At 52.9% G+C, this 19178-nt stretch carries 15 protein-coding genes and 2 tRNA genes; 16 read left to right on the top strand and 1 reads right to left on the bottom strand.

Features of this window, described 5'->3' with window-relative positions; translation table 11 throughout:
• Positions 1-56 precede the first annotated feature (56 nt).
• The 5 genes from ftsH to C0560_RS18245 all read left to right on the top strand — a co-directional run bounded on the left by ftsH (position 57) and on the right by C0560_RS18245 (position 4919).
• A complete protein-coding gene (ftsH, locus tag C0560_RS18265) occupies positions 57-1991 on the top strand; it encodes an ATP-dependent zinc metalloprotease FtsH (protein WP_100778748.1) in 1935 nt (644 codons plus the stop codon).
• 96 nt (positions 1992-2087) lie between these two features.
• Positions 2088-2936, top strand: a complete 849-nt coding sequence (gene folP, locus C0560_RS18260) for a dihydropteroate synthase (protein ID WP_123428241.1) — start codon at positions 2088-2090, stop codon at positions 2934-2936.
• Entirely contained in the window at positions 2929-4266 is a 1338-nt protein-coding gene (gene glmM / locus C0560_RS18255; protein ID WP_123428243.1) for a phosphoglucosamine mutase, read from the top strand. The genes folP and glmM overlap by 8 nt, the downstream gene beginning before the upstream one ends.
• Before the next feature lie 224 nt (positions 4267-4490).
• Positions 4491-4823, top strand: coding sequence for a preprotein translocase subunit SecG (gene secG / locus C0560_RS18250; protein ID WP_100778751.1), 333 nt, complete (start codon positions 4491-4493; stop codon positions 4821-4823).
• A 9-nt stretch (positions 4824-4832) separates the two neighbouring features.
• Positions 4833-4919, top strand: a tRNA-Leu gene (locus C0560_RS18245).
• A gap of 196 nt (positions 4920-5115) precedes the next feature.
• On the opposite strand, the gene argG is transcribed toward C0560_RS18245, so the two are convergent.
• The gene (gene argG, locus C0560_RS18240; protein WP_123428245.1) at positions 5116-6462 is read right to left on the bottom strand and encodes an argininosuccinate synthase; all 1347 of its coding nucleotides are present in this window, start codon (positions 6460-6462) and stop codon (positions 5116-5118) included.
• 341 nt (positions 6463-6803) lie between these two features.
• Between argG and C0560_RS18235 the strand changes: the two genes are divergently transcribed.
• The 11 genes from C0560_RS18235 to C0560_RS18185 all read left to right on the top strand — a co-directional run bounded on the left by C0560_RS18235 (position 6804) and on the right by C0560_RS18185 (position 19116).
• Positions 6804-6880: transfer RNA gene (locus tag C0560_RS18235), tRNA-Met, on the top strand.
• 207 nt (positions 6881-7087) lie between these two features.
• The gene (gene rimP, locus C0560_RS18230; protein WP_142503648.1) at positions 7088-7540 is read left to right on the top strand and encodes a ribosome maturation factor RimP; all 453 of its coding nucleotides are present in this window, start codon (positions 7088-7090) and stop codon (positions 7538-7540) included.
• A 28-nt stretch (positions 7541-7568) separates the two neighbouring features.
• The gene (gene nusA / locus C0560_RS18225) at positions 7569-9056 is read left to right on the top strand and encodes a transcription termination factor NusA (RefSeq protein ID WP_100778754.1); all 1488 of its coding nucleotides are present in this window, start codon (positions 7569-7571) and stop codon (positions 9054-9056) included.
• A gap of 24 nt (positions 9057-9080) precedes the next feature.
• The gene (infB, locus tag C0560_RS18220) at positions 9081-11774 is read left to right on the top strand and encodes a translation initiation factor IF-2 (RefSeq protein ID WP_100778755.1); all 2694 of its coding nucleotides are present in this window, start codon (positions 9081-9083) and stop codon (positions 11772-11774) included.
• 104 nt (positions 11775-11878) lie between these two features.
• Positions 11879-12280, top strand: a complete 402-nt coding sequence (gene rbfA / locus C0560_RS18215) for a 30S ribosome-binding factor RbfA (RefSeq protein WP_100778756.1) — start codon at positions 11879-11881, stop codon at positions 12278-12280.
• Entirely contained in the window at positions 12280-13224 is a 945-nt protein-coding gene (gene truB / locus C0560_RS18210) for a tRNA pseudouridine(55) synthase TruB (RefSeq protein WP_248859223.1), read from the top strand. Before rbfA ends, truB begins: the two co-directional genes overlap by 1 nt.
• A 150-nt stretch (positions 13225-13374) precedes the next feature.
• On the top strand, positions 13375-13644 hold the full coding sequence (gene rpsO / locus C0560_RS18205; RefSeq protein ID WP_003861789.1) for a 30S ribosomal protein S15: 270 nt from the start codon (positions 13375-13377) through the stop codon (positions 13642-13644).
• A 241-nt stretch (positions 13645-13885) separates the two neighbouring features.
• Positions 13886-16021 carry a polyribonucleotide nucleotidyltransferase gene (pnp, locus tag C0560_RS18200; protein WP_095283551.1) on the top strand — a complete coding sequence of 712 codons (2136 nt, stop codon included), beginning with the start codon at positions 13886-13888 and terminating at the stop codon, positions 16019-16021.
• Positions 16022-16129: 108 nt separating this feature from the next.
• A complete protein-coding gene (gene nlpI / locus C0560_RS18195) occupies positions 16130-17014 on the top strand; it encodes a lipoprotein NlpI (RefSeq protein ID WP_100778758.1) in 885 nt (294 codons plus the stop codon).
• 109 nt (positions 17015-17123) lie between these two features.
• Complete coding sequence (gene yrbN / locus C0560_RS18190; protein WP_097919743.1) at positions 17124-17204, top strand: protein YrbN; 81 nt, start codon at positions 17124-17126, stop codon at positions 17202-17204.
• Positions 17197-19116, top strand: a complete 1920-nt coding sequence (locus C0560_RS18185) for a DEAD/DEAH family ATP-dependent RNA helicase (RefSeq protein WP_100778759.1) — start codon at positions 17197-17199, stop codon at positions 19114-19116. The genes yrbN and C0560_RS18185 overlap by 8 nt, the downstream gene beginning before the upstream one ends.
• The last annotated feature ends 62 nt before the right edge of the window (positions 19117-19178 follow it).

Below are 19178 nucleotides of genomic sequence, written 5' to 3'. Positions count from 1 at the left end.
GTCTCCTGACGCTGTTTTTAACACAGTTGTAATATGAGGTTAATCCCTTGAGTGACATGGCGAAAAACCTAATACTCTGGCTGGTCATTGCCGTTGTGCTGATGTCAGTGTTCCAGAGCTTTGGGCCCAGCGAGTCGAATGGCCGCAAGGTGGATTATTCTACCTTCCTGCAAGAGGTCAATCAGGACCAGGTTCGCGAAGCGCGTATCAACGGACGTGAGATCAACGTTACCAAGAAAGATAGTAACCGTTACACGACTTACATCCCGGTGAACGATCCTAAGCTGCTTGATAACCTTCTGACTAAAAACGTCAAGGTGGTAGGTGAGCCGCCTGAAGAGCCAAGCCTGCTGGCTTCTATCTTCATTTCCTGGTTCCCGATGCTGCTGCTTATCGGTGTCTGGATCTTCTTCATGCGCCAAATGCAGGGCGGCGGTGGCAAAGGCGCCATGTCGTTCGGTAAGAGCAAAGCGCGCATGCTGACGGAAGATCAGATCAAGACCACGTTTGCCGACGTCGCAGGTTGTGACGAAGCAAAAGAAGAAGTGGCGGAACTGGTTGAATACCTGCGTGAGCCGAGCCGTTTCCAGAAACTGGGCGGTAAGATCCCGAAAGGCGTTCTGATGGTTGGTCCTCCGGGTACCGGTAAAACCCTGCTGGCGAAAGCCATTGCGGGTGAAGCGAAAGTCCCGTTCTTTACCATTTCAGGTTCTGACTTCGTTGAAATGTTCGTGGGTGTTGGTGCATCTCGTGTGCGTGACATGTTCGAGCAGGCCAAGAAGGCAGCACCGTGCATTATCTTCATCGATGAAATCGATGCCGTAGGCCGCCAGCGTGGCGCGGGTCTGGGCGGCGGTCATGATGAACGTGAACAGACTCTGAACCAGATGCTGGTTGAGATGGACGGCTTCGAAGGTAACGAAGGTATCATCGTTATCGCGGCGACTAACCGTCCAGACGTACTTGACCCTGCGCTGCTGCGTCCAGGCCGTTTCGACCGTCAGGTTGTGGTCGGTCTGCCAGATGTTCGTGGTCGTGAACAGATCCTTAAAGTCCACATGCGTCGCGTACCACTGTCTCCGGACATCGATGCGGCAATCATCGCACGTGGTACGCCGGGCTTCTCCGGTGCTGACCTGGCAAACCTGGTCAACGAAGCAGCGCTGTTTGCCGCTCGCGGTAACAAACGTGTCGTGTCGATGGTGGAGTTCGAGAAAGCGAAAGACAAAATCATGATGGGTGCGGAACGTCGCTCCATGGTGATGACTGAAGCGCAGAAAGAGTCCACGGCATACCACGAAGCAGGCCATGCGATTATTGGTCGTCTGGTACCGGAACACGATCCGGTGCATAAAGTGACCATTATCCCGCGCGGTCGCGCACTGGGTGTGACCTTCTTCCTGCCGGAAGGCGATGCGATTAGCGCCAGCCGTCAGAAGCTGGAAAGCCAAATTTCGACCCTGTACGGCGGTCGTCTGGCTGAAGAGATTATCTACGGTGTGGAGCATGTTTCTACCGGTGCGTCTAACGACATCAAAGTCGCGACTAACCTGGCACGTAACATGGTTACTCAGTGGGGCTTCTCCGACAAACTCGGTCCGCTGCTGTACGCGGAAGAGGAAGGCGAAGTGTTCCTGGGCCGCTCTGTAGCGAAAGCGAAACACATGTCCGATGAAACTGCGCGTATCATCGATCAGGAAGTGAAGGCACTGGTTGAACGTAACTATGGCCGCGCACGTGAAATCCTGAATGACAACCTGGACATTCTGCACTCAATGAAAGATGCGCTCATGAAATATGAGACCATTGATGCTCCGCAGATTGACGACCTGATGGCTCGCCGCGAAGTGCGTCCACCAGCAGGCTGGGAAGATCCAGGCGCTTCCAATAATTCTGACAACAATGGCACCCCGCGTGCACCGCGTCCGGTCGATGAACCGCGTACGCCAAATCCGGGCAATACCATGTCAGAACAGTTAGGCGACAAATAAGTCACCGCTGAAGATGTATTTATCTTCACCTGAAACCCTGGAGCTTGCTCCGGGGTTTTTCTTATCTGCATAACTCAAAATACCAGGGATTTAGCCATGAAACTTTTCGCCCAGGACACGACTCTCGATCTCTCACATCCCCATGTGATGGGCATCCTGAACGTTACCCCTGACTCCTTTTCCGACGGCGGCACGCATAACACGCTGATTGACGCGGTGAAGCATGCCAATCTGATGATCAATGCAGGCGCAACGATTATTGATATCGGCGGCGAATCGACGCGCCCCGGTGCGGCGGACGTGAGTGTGGAAGAAGAGTTATCACGCGTGATCCCGGTGGTTGAGGCAATCGCCCAGCGCTTTGAAGTCTGGATCTCCGTCGACACCTCTAAGCCGGAAGTTATTCGTGAATCGGCGAGAGTGGGTGCTCACATCATTAATGATATTCGCTCTCTGTCTGAGCCTGGAGCTCTTGAGGCTGCCGCAGAAACCGGTTTGCCGGTCTGCCTGATGCACATGCAGGGCCAGCCAAAAACGATGCAGGAAGCTCCAAAATATTCTGATGTGTTCGCGGACGTGAATCGCTACTTTATTGAGCAAATCGCGCGCTGTGTGCGTGCCGGTATCGCAAAAGAGAAATTGCTGCTCGACCCGGGATTCGGTTTCGGTAAAAATCTCTCCCATAACTATGAGCTGCTTGCACGCTTATCGGAATTTCACCATTTTGGCTTGCCGTTGCTGGTCGGGATGTCGCGAAAAACCATGGTCGGGCAATTGCTGAATGTTGGCCCGAGCGAACGTCTGAGCGGCAGCCTTGCCTGCGCGGTGATCGCGGCTATGCAAGGTGCTCACATTATTCGCGTCCATGACGTCAAAGAGACAGTAGAAGCTATGCGTGTGGTTGAAGCCACATTGTCAGCGAAGGAAAACAAACGCTATGAGTAATCGTAAATATTTTGGCACCGATGGTATCCGTGGGCGCGTGGGTGATGCACCTATTACTCCTGAATTTGTGCTTAAGTTGGGTTGGGCGGCAGGTAAGGTACTGGCGCGTCATGGCTCGCGTAAGATCATCATTGGTAAAGACACCCGTATTTCTGGCTATATGCTGGAGTCGGCATTAGAGGCGGGGCTTTCCGCCGCCGGGCTTTCCGCTTCCTTTACCGGTCCAATGCCAACCCCTGCGGTGGCTTATCTGACGCGCACCTTCCGCGCTGAAGCCGGTATTGTGATTTCAGCTTCCCATAACCCGTTCTACGACAACGGCATCAAATTCTTCTCCATCGATGGCACCAAACTGCCGGATGAAGTCGAAGAAGCCATCGAAGCAGAAATGGAAAAAGAGCTGACCTGCGTTGACTCTTCTGAGCTGGGCAAAGCCAGCCGTATTGTGGATGCGGCGGGCCGTTACATCGAATTCTGTAAAGGCACCTTCCCGAACGAACTGAGCCTGAGCCACCTCAAAATTGTGGTCGATTGTGCCAATGGCGCGACCTACCACATTGCGCCAAACGTGTTCCGTGAACTCGGCGCTAAAGTGATTGCTATCGGCTGTGAGCCAGACGGCGTCAACATCAACGAAGAAGTGGGCGCCACTGACGTGCGTGCGCTGCAGGCCCGCGTTCTGGCTGAAAAAGCCGACCTGGGGATTGCGTTCGACGGTGATGGCGACCGCGTCATCATGGTTGATCACGAAGGTAATAAGGTCGATGGCGATCAGATCCTCTATATCATCGCCCGTGAAGGACTGCGTCAGGGCCAGCTTCGTGGTGGCGCGGTAGGTACGCTGATGAGCAACATGGGTCTCGAGCTGGCGCTGAAGCAGCTGGGTATTCCATTTGCGCGTGCTAAAGTGGGCGACCGCTATGTGCTGGAAAAATTGCAGGAAAAAGGCTGGCGCATTGGGGCTGAAAACTCCGGTCACGTGATCCTGCTCGATAAAACCACTACGGGTGACGGTATCGTGGCCAGTCTGCAGGTGGTTGCCGCGATGGTGCGCAACCATATGAGTCTGCACGATCTCTGCACCGGCATGAAAATGTTCCCGCAGATTCTGGTGAATGTTCGCTTTACCGCGGGTAAAGGCGATCCGCTGGAAAATGAGAACGTGAAAACGGTGATGGCGGACGTCGAAGCTGCCCTCGGGAATCGTGGCCGCGTGCTGCTGCGTAAATCCGGAACTGAGCCGCTTATTCGCGTGATGGTTGAAGGTGAAGACGAGCAGCAGGTCACTGAGTTTGCTCATCGAATCGCCGATGCGGTGAAAGCCGCATAACTTTGCACAGTAAGTGTTTAAAAAGGCGACGCTTGTCGCCTTTATTTTGCCCGACAGATGCGCTTTTGCTGTTTTTTTCCGCAGTTGATACAATGCGCTGAAATTGCCCTTGCGAAGGTCATTCGCTTTGGTTAGTATTCACACCCGCTTCAGTGGGAAACACAATTCCTGCTAAATTGGTCGAAGCATTGGTATGCGGCAACTCCGCAAGGAACAGGTTGATTATGTACGAAGCTCTTTTAGTTGTTTTCCTTATTGTAGCCATCGCTCTTGTAGCGCTGATCATGCTGCAGCAAGGTAAAGGCGCTGATATGGGAGCCTCCTTCGGAGCAGGCGCTTCCGGTACGCTGTTTGGTTCAAGTGGTTCTGCGAACTTCATGACCCGTACAACGGCTATTCTGGCTACGCTGTTCTTCATCATCAGTCTGGCGCTTGGCAATATCAATAGCAACAAGACCACAAAAGGAAGCGAGTGGGACAATCTGAGTGCTCCGTCTAAAACTGAGCAAACTCAGCCAGCTGAACCGGCTAAGCCGACCAGCGATATCCCGCACTAAGTACTCAGTACCGAGGTGGTGGAATTGGTAGACACGCTACCTTGAGGTGGTAGTGCCCTAACGGGCTTGTGGGTTCGAGTCCCATCCTCGGTACCAATATTCCAGAAAAAAGACGTCGAAAGACGTCTTTTTTTTTCGTCTGTATCTTTTGAGTCCCTGTTTCACAGACCCGGTAAACGCAGTACCACCGGCCATAACGAGCTTTTGGCAGTGCGCTTACCCGCCCGACAAAAGAATATCAGGCCAACAAAAAAGGCGCCCTCAGGCGCCTTTTGCATGTCTTTATTAAGAATTACTTCTTGTCGCTGTGTTCCAGGTTCTCAACCTGCGGCAGGCCATTGCCGGAAGAGGCAGAGAGCAGACCGGTTTCGATGTAGTTGAAGAGCTTCTCACGGGTGTCGGTGATATCCAGGTTACGCATGGTTAACTGACCGATACGATCGTCCGGGGAGAACACGGAATCACCTTTCTCCATCGTCAGACGCTCTGCTTTATAGGTCAGGTTGTCAGACACGGTGTTCAGGATGGAATAATCATTGCCACGACGCAGTTCCAGAGTCACTTCACCGGTGATAGCGCTTGCAACCCAACGCTGCAGAGCATCACGCAGCATCAGTGCCTGTGGATCGAACCAGCGGCCCTGGTACAGCAGTTTACCCAGTTGACGACCGTGGGAGTGATACTGCTCAATGGTGTCTTCGTTGTGAATACCGGTCAGCAGACGCTCGTAAGCAATGTGCAGCAGTGCCATCCCCGGGGCTTCATAGATGCCACGGCTTTTAGCTTCGATAATACGGTTTTCAATCTGATCGCTCATGCCTAAGCCATGGCGACCACCGATGCGGTTTGCTTCCAGCATCAGCTCGACGTCATCAGCGAACGTTTGACCATTCAGGGCAACCGGGTGGCCACGCTCAAAGCGTACCGTTACTTCTTCAGCCTGGATTTTGACGTTTTCGTCCCAGAACTTCACGCCCATGATCGGGTTAACGATCTTCACGCTGGAGTTCAGGAATTCCAGGTCTTTCGCTTCGTGCGTCGCACCCAGCATATTGGAGTCGGTGGAGTAGGCTTTCTCAACTGACATTTTGTAGTCGAAGCCGCAGGTGATCATGAATTCGGACATCTCATGGCGGCCACCCAGTTCGTCAATAAAGTCGGTATCCAGCCACGGTTTATAAATCTGCAGCTCGGCGTTTGTCAGCAGACCATAGCGATAGAAACGCTCAATGTCGTTGCCTTTATAGGTGCTACCATCGCCCCAGATGTTCACGCCATCGTCTTTCATGGCGGCAACCAGCATCGTGCCCGTCACCGCACGACCCAGCGGTGTGGTGTTGAAATAGGTCAGACCGCCCGTGGTGTTATGGAATGCACCGCACTGAATCGCAGCGATACCTTCCGCAACCAGCTGCTTACGGCAGTCAATCAGACGTGCGTTTTCTGCGCCATATTCCATGGCACGACGAGGGATCGCATCATAATCTTCCTCATCCGGCTGACCCAGGTTCGCAGTATAAGCATAAGGAACCGCTCCCTTTTGGCGCATCCACAGCAGTGCAGCGCTGGTATCCAGGCCGCCAGAAAAAGCGATGCCAATACGTTGTCCTACCGGAAGATGCTTGAGAATCGTCGTCATAAAATAAAACCCTGCTTGATTGACTGATTAGAGACCGCTTTCGCTCTCATTGCATGTTTATGCAAAATAAGTGAGTTTTCATTTAATCATCTTTTGTCGATGACCGGAAGAGATTCGTGCATTTTTTGTGAAAAATCCTGTGCTGCTGCCTGTTGCGAGGCAAACAGGAAAAAAGACACAAGCCTTTAACGTTATTCAGCGTAGCGCATGGAAACCAGAGTTGACAGCGGAATGCTCTAACCAATATAATGCATGCAGATTTTACGTCCCGTCCTCGGTACCAAATCCCAGCATTATTTGCATTTTTTACCCAAAACGAGTAAAATTTGCCACGTTTCAGGCGCGGGGTGGAGCAGCCTGGTAGCTCGTCGGGCTCATAACCCGAAGGTCGTCGGTTCAAATCCGGCCCCCGCAACCACTTTCCTATAAAGTTCTTTTTCAAATATACTGTGAAGACTCAGAGCCTTCGTAGCTGGATTTGAAAAAATTCTTTCAGAAAGTGCTCCAGGCCGCAGTTGCGGCTATAGGGTTCAGTTATCTAAAGCCCCGATTTATCGGGGTTTTTTGTTATCTGACTACAGAATAACTGGGCTTTAGGCCCTTTTTTTATGTCTTGGGGGTGGGCTTGTCCACATTAGAGCAAAAATTAACAGAGATGATTAAGGCACCGGTCGAAGCACTGGGCTACGAACTGGTCGGCATCGAATTTATTCGCAGCCGCACATCCACGCTGCGCATCTATATTGATAGTGAAGATGGCATCAATGTTGATGATTGTGCTGATGTCAGCCACCAGGTTAGTGCAGTTCTTGACGTTGAAGATCCTATTACTGTTGCCTATAACCTGGAAGTTTCCTCGCCTGGTCTCCACCGTCCGATGTTCACCGCTGAGCACTACACGCGGTATCTCGGTGAAGAAGTGACTGTCGTTCTGCGTATGGCTGTGCAAAACCGCCGTAAATGGCAGGGCATTATTAAGGCCGTTGATGGTGAGATGATTACGGTGACAGTCGAAGGCAAAGATGAAGTGTTCGCGCTGAGTAATATCCAGAAGGCGAACCTGGTTCCCCACTTTTAACAGTCTGGATTGAGGTGAAAAGCCCGCGATGAACAAAGAAATTTTGGCTGTTGTTGAAGCCGTCTCTAACGAGAAATCACTGCCGCGTGAGAAGATTTTCGAAGCGCTGGAAAGTGCACTGGCTACAGCAACCAAGAAAAAATACGAACAAGAGATCGATGTTCGCGTAGAAATCGATCGTAAAAGTGGTGACTTCGATACCTTCCGCCGTTGGGTGATCGTCGAAGAAGTGACCCAACCAACCAAAGAAATCACGCTTGAAGCGGCTCGTTACGAAGACGAAAGCTTCAACGTTGGCGAATATGTTGAAGATCAGATCGAATCTGTCACCTTCGACCGTATCACCACCCAGACCGCTAAGCAGGTTATCGTACAGAAAGTACGTGAAGCTGAGCGCGCGATGGTGGTTGATCAGTTCCGCGAACACGAAGGTGAAATCATCACCGGTGTGGTGAAGAAAGTGAACCGTGACAACATCTCTCTGGATCTGGGCAGCAACGCTGAAGCCGTGATCCTGCGTGAAGACATGTTGCCGCGTGAGAACTTCCGTCCAGGCGACCGTATCCGCGGCGTTCTGTACGCAGTGCGTCCGGAAGCGCGTGGTGCGCAGCTCTTCGTCACTCGCTCTAAGCCAGAAATGCTGATCGAACTGTTCCGCATTGAGGTGCCAGAAATCGGTGAAGAAGTTATCGAGATCAAAGCAGCGGCCCGCGATCCGGGTTCTCGCGCTAAGATCGCGGTAAAAACCAACGATAAGCGTATCGACCCGGTCGGTGCTTGCGTTGGTATGCGTGGCGCACGTGTCCAGGCTGTTTCTACTGAACTGGGCGGCGAGCGCATTGATATCGTGCTTTGGGACGACAACCCGGCACAATTCGTGATTAACGCTATGGCTCCGGCTGACGTGTCTTCTATCGTTGTCGACGAAGACAAGCACACCATGGATATCGCCGTTGAAGCAGGTAACCTGGCACAGGCTATCGGTCGTAACGGTCAGAACGTCCGTCTGGCGTCTCAGCTGAGCGGCTGGGATCTGAACGTAATGACGGTTGATGACCTGCAGGCTAAGCATCAGGCTGAAGCCCATGCAGCGATCGATAACTTTACGAAGTACCTGGACATCGACGAAGATTTCGCCACAGTCCTGGTCGAAGAAGGTTTCTCTTCGCTTGAAGAACTGGCCTATGTGCCAATTAAAGAACTGCTGGAAATTGACGGCCTGGATGAAGCAACCGTTGAAGCCCTGCGTGAACGCGCTAAAAACGCACTGACCACCCTGGCGCTGGCTCAGGAAGAAAGCCTTGGTGATAACAAGCCGGCTGATGACCTGCTGAATCTGGAAGGTCTTGATCGTGCGATTGCGTTCAAGCTGGCTGCCCGTGGTGTTTGTACGCTGGAAGATCTCGCTGAGCAAGGCGTTGATGACCTGGCTGATATCGAAGGTTTAACCGACGAGAAAGCCGGCGAACTCATCATGGCCGCACGTAATATTTGCTGGTTCGGCGACGAAGCGTAATAAACTGTAGCAGGAAGGAACAGCATGACTGATGTAACTGTAAAATCGCTGGCTGCTGAGATTCAGACCCCTGTGGACCGCCTGGTACAGCAATTTGCTGATGCAGGGATCCCAAAGGCTGCTGATGACTCAGTAACTGCACAAGAAAAACAAACTTTGTTAGCGCACCTGAACCGTGAACACGGTTCAACGCCTGACAAACTGACGTTGCAGCGTAAAACGCGCAGCACGTTAAATGTTCCAGGTACCGGTGGAAAAAGCAAATCGGTACAAATCGAAGTCCGCAAGACACGCACCTTTGTAAAACGTGATCCGCAAGAGGCCGAGCGCCTTGCAGCGGAAGAGCAGGCGCAGCGTGAAGCGGAAGAGCAAGCCCATCGTGAGGCAGAAGAAACAGCCAAGCGTGAGGCAGTATTAAAAGCTGAACGTGAGGCCGCTGAAAAAGCGAAACGCGATGCCAGTGATAAAGCAAAGCGTGAAGCTGCGGAAAAAGACAAAGTGAGCAATCAACAAACTGACGAAATGACCAAAACCGCCCAGGCAGAAAAAGCCCGTCGTGAAACCGAAGCAGCCGACCTGAAGCGTAAAGCGGAAGAAGAAGCACGTCGCAAGCTCGAAGAAGATGCGCGTCGCGTGGCTGAAGAAGCACGTCGTATGGCGGAAGAAAATGCCGGTGTTTGGGCTGAGCAAGAAAAAGAGAAAGGTGAAGAGGATAAGAGCGATTATCACGTCACGACTTCTCAGCATGCTCGCCAGGCCGAAGATGAGAACGATCGTGAAGTTGAAGGCGGCCGTGGCCGTACTCGCACGACTAAAGCGGCTCGTCCTCAGAAGAAAGGCAACAAGCACTCAGAATCTAAAGCTGACCGTGAAGAAGCGCGTGCCGCTGTTCGCGGTGGTAAAGGTGGCAAGCGTAAAGGTTCCTCTTTACAGCAGGGCTTCCAGAAACCTGCTCAGGCCGTTAACCGCGACGTTGTGATTGGCGAAACCATCACCGTGGGCGACCTGGCAAACAAAATGGCTGTTAAAGGTTCTCAGGTCATCAAAGCGATGATGAAACTGGGCGCAATGGCAACCATTAACCAGGTTATCGATCAGGAAACCGCGCAGCTGGTTGCTGAAGAGATGGGCCACAAAGTTATCCTGCGTCGTGAAAACGAGCTGGAAGAAGCGGTAATGAGCGACCGTGACACTGGCGCTGCGGCAGAATCCCGCGCACCCGTTGTGACCATCATGGGTCACGTTGACCACGGTAAAACCTCTCTGCTGGACTACATTCGTTCAACGAAAGTGGCCTCTGGCGAAGCGGGCGGCATTACCCAGCACATCGGTGCTTACCACGTTGAAACTGACAACGGTATGATCACCTTCCTGGATACCCCGGGTCACGCCGCGTTTACCTCTATGCGTGCTCGTGGTGCACAGGCAACGGATATCGTTGTTCTGGTTGTTGCAGCAGACGATGGCGTGATGCCACAGACAATCGAAGCAATCCAGCACGCGAAAGCGGCGCAGGTGCCAGTGGTTGTTGCTGTTAACAAGATCGATAAGCCAGAAGCTGACATGGATCGCGTTAAAAACGAACTGTCCCAGTACGGCGTTATGCCGGAAGAGTGGGGCGGTGAGTCTCAGTTCATCCCAGTATCTGCAAAAGCGGGTACCGGTATTGATGACCTGCTGAACGCAATCCTGCTGCAGGCTGAAGTTCTGGAGCTGAAAGCCGTTCGTAAAGGCATGGCAAGCGGTGCCGTTATCGAATCCTTCCTGGATAAAGGTCGTGGTCCGGTTGCAACAGTTCTGGTCCGTGAAGGTACGCTGAACAAAGGCGACATCGTACTGTGTGGCTTCGAATACGGTCGTGTTCGTGCGATGCGTAACGAACTGGGTCAGGAAGTTCTGGAAGCAGGTCCATCCATTCCTGTGGAAATCCTGGGTCTGTCCGGTGTTCCGGCTGCCGGTGATGAAGTGACCGTTGTTCGTGACGAGAAGAAAGCGCGTGAAGTTGCATTGTATCGTCAGGGCAAATTCCGTGAAGTTAAGCTGGCTCGTCAGCAGAAATCTAAACTCGAGAACATGTTCGCTAACATGACTGAAGGCGAAGTTCACGAAGTGAACGTCGTACTGAAAGCGGACGTTCAGGGTTCTGTGGAAGCGATCTCCGACTCTTTACTGAAACTGTCTACCGACGAAGTGAAAGTGAAGATCATCGGTTCTGGTGTCGGTGGTATCACCGAAACCGACGCAACCCTGGCTGCGGCGTCCAACGCGATTCTGGTTGGCTTCAACGTTCGTGCTGATGCTTCTGCGCGTAAAGTTATCGATTCAGAAAGCCTGGATCTGCGCTACTACTCCGTCATCTACCATCTGATCGACGAAGTGAAAGCAGCGATGAGCGGTATGCTGTCTCCAGAACTGAAACAGCAGATCATCGGTCTGGCTGAAGTTCGTGACGTGTTCAAATCACCGAAATTTGGTGCGATCGCGGGTTGTATGGTTACCGAAGGTACCATCAAACGTCATAACCCAATCCGCGTTCTGCGTGACAACGTGGTTATCTACGAAGGCGAGCTGGAATCCCTGCGCCGCTTCAAAGATGACGTTAACGAAGTCCGTAACGGCATGGAATGTGGTATCGGCGTTAAGAACTACAACGATGTTCGCGTTGGCGATATGATCGAAGTGTTCGAAATCATCGAAATCCAGCGTAGCATTGCTTAATCCCCGAAAGGATTAAGAAAATTGTAAGCCGGGTAAGCGAAGCGCCACCCGGCATGAAATATCAAAAGGGGCTTATGGCCCCTTTTTTGTCTGGAGAATTTATTATGGCGAAAGAATTTGGTCGCCCACAGCGCGTGGCTCAGGAGATGCAGAAAGAGATCGCACTCATCCTGCAACGCGAAATCAAAGACCCACGCGTGGGTATGATGACCACTGTTTCGGGCGTTGAGATGTCCCGTGATCTGGCCTATGCCAAAGTGTTCGTCACGTTCCTGAACGACAAAGACGAAGCCGCTGTTAAGAATGGCATTAAAGCATTGCAGGAAGCCTCTGGTTTTATCCGCTCTCTGCTCGGTAAAGCGATGCGTCTGCGTATCGTGCCGGAGCTGACTTTCTTCTACGATAACTCGCTGGTAGAAGGTATGCGGATGTCCAACCTGGTGACCAGCGTGGTTAAACATGACGATGAACGTCGTGTGAACCCGGACGACAGCAAGGAGGACTGATGAGTCGTCCTCGTCGTCGCGGCCGCGACGTGCACGGCGTGCTGCTGCTGGATAAACCTCAGGGCGCATCCAGCAATGACGTGCTGCAAAAAGTGAAGCGTCTTTATAACGCTAACCGCGCCGGGCATACCGGTGCGCTGGACCCACTGGCGACAGGCATGCTGCCTGTCTGTCTGGGCGAAGCAACCAAGTTTTCCCAGTACCTGCTCGATTCTGATAAGCGCTATCGCGTGATCGCGAAACTTGGTCAGCGTACGGACACCTCCGACGCAGACGGTCAGGTTGTCGAAGAGCGTCCGGTGACCTTCAGTGCCGAGCAGCTTCAGGCCGCGCTGGAAAGCTTCCGTGGCGATACTCTGCAGGTGCCGTCCATGTATTCGGCACTGAAGTATCAGGGCAAAAAGCTCTACGAATATGCCCGCCAGGGGATTGAAGTCCCGCGTGAAGCGCGCCCGATCACCGTCTACGAACTGCTGTTCATTCGCCACGAAGGTGACGAGCTGGAGCTGGAAGTTCACTGCTCGAAAGGCACGTACATTCGCACCATCATTGACGATCTGGGTGAAAAACTGGGCTGCGGCGCGCATGTGATTTACCTGCGTCGTCTTGCGGTCAGTAAATATCCGGTTGAACGTATGGTGACGCTTGAGCATCTTCGCGCGCTGGTCGATCAGGCAGAAGAGCAGGGGATCTCCCCGGCCGATTTGCTTGACCCGCTGCTGATGCCGATGGACAGCCCGGCTGCTGATTTCCCGATTGTGAATTTGCCCCTGACTTCATCCGTTTACTTTAAAAACGGCAATCCGGTTCGCACGACAGATACCCCGCATACTGGGCTGGTCCGCGTTACCGAAGGCGAAGAAAACAAGTTTATCGGAATGGGTGAAATCGATGACGAAGGCCGCGTAGCACCGCGTCGCCTGGTTGTTGAATATCCCCTCTAAGCGATTTACTTGCCTTGCGATAAGCAGGGGAGACGGGTAGAATATCGCCGCTTAACGTCGGGCAAATTGTTTAACAATCTGCGCGGCGTAAACTGGGGTTGCTGAATTAGAGATCGGCACCCTTTCATTCTTTATTTTTTGGAGTTCATCATGTCTCTAAGCGTTGAAGCTAAAGCTAAAATCGTTTCCGAGTTCGGTCGTGGTACTAACGACAGCGGTTCTACCGAAGTTCAGGTTGCCCTGCTGACTGCACAGATTAACCACCTGCAGGGTCACTTTGCAGAGCACAAAAAAGATCACCACAGCCGTCGTGGTCTGCTGCGTATGGTTTCTCAGCGTCGTAAACTGCTCGACTACCTGAAACGTAAAGATGTTGCACGCTACACCGCGCTGATCGAGCGTCTGGGTCTGCGTCGCTAAGTCTTGCGAGTTTCAGAAAAAGGGGCCTAATGGCCCCTTTTTTCAACCAGACGGCAGCAATTCACTGGAAACTATTGTATTGTTGCTATAAATGATCTTCATTGCAGAGGTTCGCGCGGCTAATGAGAGGCTTCACCCATGGGGGTGTCGGTTGTCATTAGTCGCGAGGATGCGAAGAAGGTCGGGTTAAATCGACAGCACACCGAAGGTGTGCTGTCATTCATTAAGAAAGGACAGAATTTTGCTGAATCCGATCGTTCGTAAATTCCAGTATGGTCAGCATACCGTCACGCTGGAAACCGGCATGATGGCACGTCAGGCTACTGCTGCCGTTATGGTAAGCATGGATGACACCGCTGTATTCGTGACCGTTGTAGGCCAGAAAAAAGCAAAACCAGGTCAGGACTTCTTCCCTCTGACCGTTAACTATCAGGAGCGTACTTACGCTGCTGGTAAAATCCCGGGTGGCTTCTTCCGTCGTGAAGGCCGTCCAAGCGAAGGCGAAACCCTGATTGCGCGTCTGATTGACCGCCCGGTTCGTCCGCTGTTCCCGGAAGGCTTCGTAAACGAAGTTCAGGTTATCGCGACCGTTGTTTCCGTTAACCCACAGGTTAACCCGGACATCGTGGCGATGATCGGTGCATCCGCTGCACTGTCCCTGTCAGGCATCCCATTCAACGGTCCTATCGGTTCTGCTCGCGTTGGTTATATCAACGACCAGTACGTACTGAACCCGACTCAGGATGAGCTGAAAGAAAGTAAGCTGGATCTGGTTGTTGCCGGTACCGAAGCTGCCGTACTGATGGTTGAATCCGAAGCAGAACTGCTGAGCGAAGACCAGATGCTGGGCGCCGTGGTATTTGGCCACGAGCAGCAGCAGATTGTTATCCAGAACATCAACGATCTGGTGAAAGAAGCCGGTAAACCACGTTGGGACTGGCAGCCAGAAGCCGTTAACGAAGCGCTGAACGCGCGCGTTGCAGCCCTGGCAGAAGCGCGTCTGAGCGATGCATACCGCATCACTGACAAACAAGAGCGTTACGCGCAGATTGATGTCATCAAATCTGAAACCATCGCTACGCTGGTTGCAGAAGATGAATCCCTGGACGCGAACGAGCTGAGCGAAATCCTGCACGCTATCGAGAAAAATGCTGTACGTAGCCGCGTTCTGGCTGGCGAACCGCGTATCGATGGCCGCGAAAAAGACATGATCCGTGGTCTGGATGTGCGTACTGGCGTTCTGCCACGTACTCACGGTTCCGCACTGTTCACCCGTGGCGAAACTCAGGCGCTGGTAACCGCAACGCTGGGTACTGCACGTGACGCACAGAACATCGACGAACTGATGGGCGAGCGCACTGACAGCTTCCTGTTCCACTATAACTTCCCTCCGTACTCCGTAGGTGAAACCGGTATGGTTGGCTCGCCTAAGCGTCGTGAAATTGGTCACGGTCGTCTGGCGAAGCGCGGCGTGCTGGCAGTTATGCCGGAAGCTGACAAATTCCCGTACACCGTTCGTGTGGTTTCTGAAATCACCGAATCTAACGGTTCTTCTTCCATGGCTTCCGTGTGTGGCGCTTCCCTGGCCCTGATGGATGCGGGCGTGCCAATCAAAGCTGCTGTTGCGGGTATCGCAATGGGCCTGGTGAAAGAAGGCGACAACTTTGTTGTTCTGTCTGACATTCTGGGCGACGAAGATCACCTGGGCGATATGGACTTCAAAGTAGCGGGTTCCCGCGAAGGTATCTCTGCACTGCAGATGGATATCAAAATTGAAGGTATCACCAAAGAGATCATGCAGGTTGCACTGAACCAGGCTAAAGGTGCGCGTCTGCACATCCTGGGCGTGATGGAGCAGGCGATCAACGCGCCACGCGGCGACATTTCTCAGTTCGCACCGCGTATCCACACCATTAAGATCAGCCCAGACAAGATCAAAGACGTGATCGGTAAAGGCGGTTCTGTTATCCGTGCTCTGACTGAAGAGACCGGCACCACTATCGAAATCGAAGATGACGGTACTGTGAAGATCGCAGCGACCGATGGCGAAAAAGCGAAATTCGCGATTCGTCGTATCGAAGAGATCACTGCAGAAATCGAAGTGGGTCGCATCTACAATGGTAAAGTGACCCGTATCGTTGACTTTGGCGCGTTCGTTGCCATTGGTGGCGGTAAAGAAGGTCTGGTTCACATCTCTCAGATCGCTGACAAGCGCGTTGAGAAAGTGACCGACTACCTGCAGATGAACCAGGAAGTCCCGGTTAAAGTTCTGGAAGTTGACCGCCAGGGCCGTATCCGTCTGAGCATTAAAGAAGCGACCGAGCAGTCTCAGCCTGCTGCCGCGCCGGAAGCCCCGGCCGCAGAACAAGGCGAGTAAGGTTGCATTTGCCCTCCGCTTCGGCGGGGGGCGTATTATCAGGCAGGACGCCTTGTTAGCAGCCGGGGGACAGGACGTTCATCCAATAGTTGTCTTCGGGAGTGGGAAATGAAGCCTTTTTTGCGCTGGTGTTTCGTTGCGACAGCTTTAACGCTGGCAGGATGCAGCAACTCTGCCTGGCGTAAGAGCGAAGTCCTCGCAGTGCCATTGCAACCGACTTTGCAGCAGGAAGTGATTCTGGCACGCATGGAACAAATTCTTGCCAGTCGGGCTTTAACCGATGATGAACGCGCACAGCTTTTATATGAGCGCGGAGTGTTGTATGATAGTCTCGGTCTGAGGGCACTAGCGCGAAATGATTTTTCACAAGCGCTGGCAATCCGACCTGATATGCCTGAAGTATTCAATTACTTAGGTATATATTTAACGCAGGCAGGCAATTTTGATGCTGCCTATGAAGCGTTTGATTCTGTACTTGAGCTTGATCCAACTTACAACTACGCGCACTTGAATCGCGGTATCGCATTGTATTACGGCGGTCGTGACAAGTTAGCGCAAGATGATCTGCTGGCGTTTTATCAAGACGATCCTAATGATCCTTTCCGCGTCCTGTGGCTTTATATCGTTGAGCAGAAGCTCAATGAGAAGCAGGCGAAAGAGGCGTTAAAACAACGCTTCGAGAAATCGGACAAGGAACAATGGGGATGGAACATTGTCGAGTTCTACCTGGGCAACATTAGCGAAGCAACGCTGATGGATAGGCTCAAGGCGGACGCAACGGATAACACCTCGCTCGCTGAGCATCTCAGTGAAACCAACTTCTATTTAGGTAAGTACTACCTAAGTCTGGGGGATATGGACAGCGCTACGGCACTGTTCAAATTAGCGGTTGCTAACAACGTCCACAACTTCGTTGAGCACCGTTATGCATTGTTGGAATTATCGCTCTTGGGCCAGGAGCAAGACGACCTGGCAGAATCGGACCAGCAATAGCTGACGTCACCACATCAGCCCGTAATCATTTTTTGATTGCCATCACCTTAACTGGTGAGGGCGTTGTTGTTCGTCAATACACCTACTTTGAGCCGGTTCACACTTTTCAATGAAAATTGCTAATCATTTTCACGACGAGTTATGTAGACTGGCCGCCATTAATATCGAGGCACTTGTACTACATGGCTGAATTCGAAACCACTTTTGCAGATCTGGGCCTGAAGGCCACTATCCTTGAAGCCCTTAACGATCTGGGTTACGAAAAACCATCTCCGATCCAGGCTGAATGCATCCCGCATCTGCTCTCTGGTCGTGACGTGCTGGGCATGGCCCAGACTGGTAGCGGTAAAACCGCAGCGTTCTCGCTGCCACTGCTGCACAACATTGATCCGGAACTGCGTGCACCGCAGATCCTCGTACTCGCTCCGACCCGTGAACTGGCTGTTCAGGTAGCGGAAGCGATGACTGAATTCTCTAAACACATGCGCGGCGTGAACGTGGTAGCCCTTTACGGCGGCCAGCGTTATGACGTGCAGTTACGCGCCCTGCGTCAGGGTCCACAGATTGTTGTCGGTACACCTGGCCGTCTGCTGGATCACCTGAAACGCGGTACTCTGGATCTCTCTAAACTGAGCGGTCTGGTTCTGGATGAAGCTGACGAAATGCTGCGCATGGGCTTCATCGAAGACGTAGAAACCATTATGGCGCAGATCCCAGAGGGTCATCAGACCGCTCTGTTCTCTGCAACGATGCCAGAAGCGATCCGTCGTATTACTCGTCGCTTCATGAAAGATCCGCAGGAAGTGCGTATCCAGTCCAGCGTAACCACTCGCCCGGACATCAGCCAGAGCTACTGGTCTGTATACGGTATGCGTAAAAACGAAGCGCTGGTGCGTTTCCTGGAAGCAGAAGATTTTGATGCGGCGATTATCTTCGTTCGTACCAAAAACGCGACCCTGGAAGTGGCTGAAGCCCTGGAACGTAGCGGCTATAACAGCGCAGCGCTGAACGGCGACATGAACCAGTCCCTGCGTGAGCAGACTCTGGAGCGTCTGAAAGACGGTCGTCTGGATATCCTGATTGCAACCGACGTGGCAGCACGTGGTCTGGACGTAGAACGTATCAGCCTGGTTGTGAACTACGACATCCCTATGGACTCCGAGTCTTACGTTCACCGTATCGGTCGTACCGGTCGTGCGGGTCGTGCTGGCCGTGCTCTGCTGTTCGTTGAGAACCGCGAGCGTCGTCTGCTGCGTAACATCGAACGCACCATGAAGCTGACCATTCCAGAAGCAGAACTGCCAAACGCAGACCTGCTGGGCAAACGCCGCCTGGAAAAATTCGCCGCGAAAGTACAGCAGCAGCTGGAAAGCAGCGATCTGGATCAGTACCGCGCTCTGCTGGCGCAAATCCAGCCGACTGTGGAAGGCGAAGAGCTGGACATCGAAACTCTGGCTGCAGCGCTGCTGAAAATGGCGCAGGGCGAACGTGCTCTGATCGTGCCACCTGATGCACCGATGCGTCCTAAGCGTGAATTCCGTGAGCGCGATGAGCGTTTCGAGCGTCGCGGTAACGATCGTAATGACCGTGGTCCACGTGGCGACCGTCCAGAGCGTAGCGGTGAAGACCGTCCACGTCGTGAGCGTCGTGACGCAGGCGATATGGAACTGTACCGCATTGAAGTTGGCCGTGATGATGGTGTTGAAGTTCGTCATATCGTTGGCGCTATCGCGAACGAAGGCGACATCAGCAGCCGTTACATCGGTAACATCAAGCTGTTCGGTACGCACTCTACGATCGAACTGCCAAAAGGCATGCCGGGCGAAGTTCTGCAGCACTTTACTCGCACCCGCATCCTGAACAAACCGATGAACATGCAGCTGATGGGCGATGCCCAGCCGCGTCCTGATCGTGGTCCTCGCCGTGAAGGTGATCGTCCTGCGGGCGAGCGTCGTTTCGGTGGCGGTGAGCGTCGTGAAGGCGGTCGTGGTCCTCGTCGTGATGGCGCAGCACCAGCCGGTGCAGGTCGCTTCAGCGGTGAGCGTCGCGAAAACCGCGGCCCACGTCGCGATGAAGGTACTGCACGTCGTCGTGACGCGTAATTGCCACGCCTGATACACGCCTGATAGCGTAAAGTAATCATTACAGCCCCGATATTTTTTAT

The sequence above is a fragment of the Lelliottia sp. AC1 genome (assembly GCF_023278595.1).
In the GTDB taxonomy this organism is placed as follows: domain Bacteria; phylum Pseudomonadota; class Gammaproteobacteria; order Enterobacterales; family Enterobacteriaceae; genus Enterobacter; species Enterobacter nimipressuralis.
The sequence above is the reverse complement of the archived record's forward strand: the minus strand, read 5'-3'. Positions and strand labels throughout refer to the sequence as shown.